4 protein-coding genes are annotated in these 2108 nt (G+C 62.4%); 1 reads left to right on the top strand and 3 read right to left on the bottom strand.

The window, feature by feature from the left end; all coding sequences use genetic code 11:
* The 3 genes from AC5DC2_RS23365 to AC5DC2_RS23355 form a co-directional block, all read right to left on the bottom strand.
* The coding region (locus tag AC5DC2_RS23365; RefSeq protein ID WP_491700213.1) for a riboflavin synthase at positions 1–288 on the bottom strand (288 nt) is incomplete at its 3' end.
* Between the two features lie 108 nt (positions 289–396).
* Entirely contained in the window at positions 397–741 is a 345-nt protein-coding gene (locus AC5DC2_RS23360; RefSeq protein WP_024709638.1) for a TfoX/Sxy family protein, read from the bottom strand.
* A 4-nt stretch (positions 742–745) separates the two neighbouring features.
* Entirely contained in the window at positions 746–1630 is an 885-nt protein-coding gene (locus AC5DC2_RS23355; RefSeq protein ID WP_491700212.1) for an SDR family NAD(P)-dependent oxidoreductase, read from the bottom strand.
* A 277-nt stretch (positions 1631–1907) separates the two neighbouring features.
* Between AC5DC2_RS23355 and AC5DC2_RS23350 the strand changes: the two genes are divergently transcribed.
* Positions 1908–2108: argininosuccinate synthase domain-containing protein (locus AC5DC2_RS23350; RefSeq protein ID WP_491700211.1), on the top strand; the 201-nt coding region annotated here is incomplete at its 3' end.

Genomic DNA, 2108 nt, shown 5'->3' with positions numbered 1-2108 from the left:
CCCGCCGTTCTCGTCCGTCATTTTCGCCGAGCGCTCGACATTGACAGACTGACCCGCCTCAAGGTTCCCAAGATTGGTGCGCTCCAGCGTCGCGTTCATCGCATCGAAGGTGACGTTCCCGCCGTCAATCCCGGTGACCGAAAGGCAGGTGCCCTCGATATTGACGCTGGCGCCGAGCTTCAGATCGACCAGCAGCCTGTCAGTAAAGGCAACGGTGAAGGTCTTGCCGCCCGGATAGGCGGCGATATCCGCAAGCGGACGGACGGCCTGGACGATGCCGGTATACATGGGGAGAGCCTCCTGTCGGCGATTGGCGTCAGCGATGGCGGCAATATGGTCGGCGGGGACGCCGAAGACAAGCCTCGCTCCGGACACACACAGTCCACCGAAGACGTCCTACGGTTTCGGCGGCAGTGAAAAGGCATTCTCCAGCGCGATCGACACCCATTCGTCGAACACCGGATCCGGACAGTCGTCGGCATCGAGATAGTAGAAGCCGGTCATCTTCCGGCCGCCATGAACCATCGGCTGCGGATGGCCCAGACGCGCGGCGGCCTCGGCATTGCCTTTTCCGACGCGAAAGAGAAAGCGCCTCTCGCCGGCCTTGCTGCGGCTTGCGGCGGCGACCATGTGGCCGTTGACGAGGAAGCAGAGCCCGCCGAACATCTTCTTCTCGCTCACGCCTTCAAGGCCCTCCAGCCGGTGGCGCAGCCGCGCCGCCAGTTCCTCGTCAATTGCCACGGTCTCAGTCTTTCAGGTTCTTCGGCGTGCCCGACAGAAAATCGATGAAGGCGTGGTAGTAATCGGGATGCCAGCGCGACAGCGGCGGACGGTTCTCGACGATATCGCCCATCGCCCACATCATCCGTTTTTCGTCCGTCTCGCGGTCAACCTCGCCGTCCGGGCAGAGAATGTAGAAATCGCCGGCCGCTAGACGCTGCAGCATGAAATCGACCGTCTGCTCCGGCGTCCATGCCCCCTCCGGCTTTTCCGTGCGGCCGCCCGCCGTCAGCGGGGTGAAGACGAAGCCCGGGATCAGGAGACGGGCCTCGACCTTGCAGTTCTCCCGGTTCCTCAGATCATGCTGCAGCGCTTCGGTGAACGCCTTCACGCCCGCCTTGGAGACATTGTAGGCCGGGTTGCCCGGCGGCGTGGTGATGCCCTGTTTGGAGCCGGTATTGATGATCAGCGCCGCCTCGCCATGGGCGATCATGCCGGGCGTGAAGATGCGGGTTCCGTTGATGACGCCCAGAAGATTGACGTCGATGATCCGGTCCCAGGGCATCTGCTTGCCGAGAATATCGGTCGCCGGCTGGATGCCGGCATTGTTCATCAGCACGTGCACCTTGCCGAAGGCCTGGACGGCGGCGCATTCGAGTTCTTCCAGGGCCGAAAGGTCGGAGACATCGGCGGCCTGCGCCAGCGCCTTCACGCCCTTCTTCTCGGCGAGGGCCGCCAGTTCCGCGCCCGCTGCCTTCAGCTTCTCGCTCTTCATGTCGGCGATCATCACATTCATGCCGAGGCCGATGAAGGCCTTGGCAGCGGCAAAACCGATGCCCGAGGCGCCGCCGGTGATGACGGCGGAATTGCCCTCCTCAAGAGCAGGATGCAACGCTTTCTTCTGGCTCATGGCCTTCCTCCCATTGTCGTCAGACGGTCTTTGCCGCCGCCGGGCCAAGGTCGCCTCGCGGAAACACCCGGCCCTTTTCATTCGCGCATGCAGGCTTCGGCGAAGCACGCGCATGTCCTTGACCGACTGTTTTCGAGTTGCACTGCCCTGTCAATCTGCAAATTGGCCCGAGGGAGGACGGAAAGTCATGTCCCGCACGGGTTTTCCTTGCGTGGCGCGGCAAAGCCGCTAAAACGGCAGCAAACATGCCAAACAGCAGATGGACTTGATTCAGACAATGGCAACGCACAAAGACGTCAAGAAGGTCGTGCTCGCCTATTCCGGCGGCCTCGACACCTCGATCATCCTCAAATGGCTCCAGACGGAATTCGGCGCTGAAGTCGTGACCTTCACCGCCGATCTCGGCCAGGGCGAGGAACTGGAGCCTGCGCGCCTGAAGGCCGAGCAGGCCGCCGTGAAGGAAATCTTCATTGAGGAT

Source organism: Martelella sp., from assembly GCF_984369615.1.
Note: the sequence above shows the minus strand (reverse complement) of the source record. Positions and strands in the feature narration are given on the sequence as shown.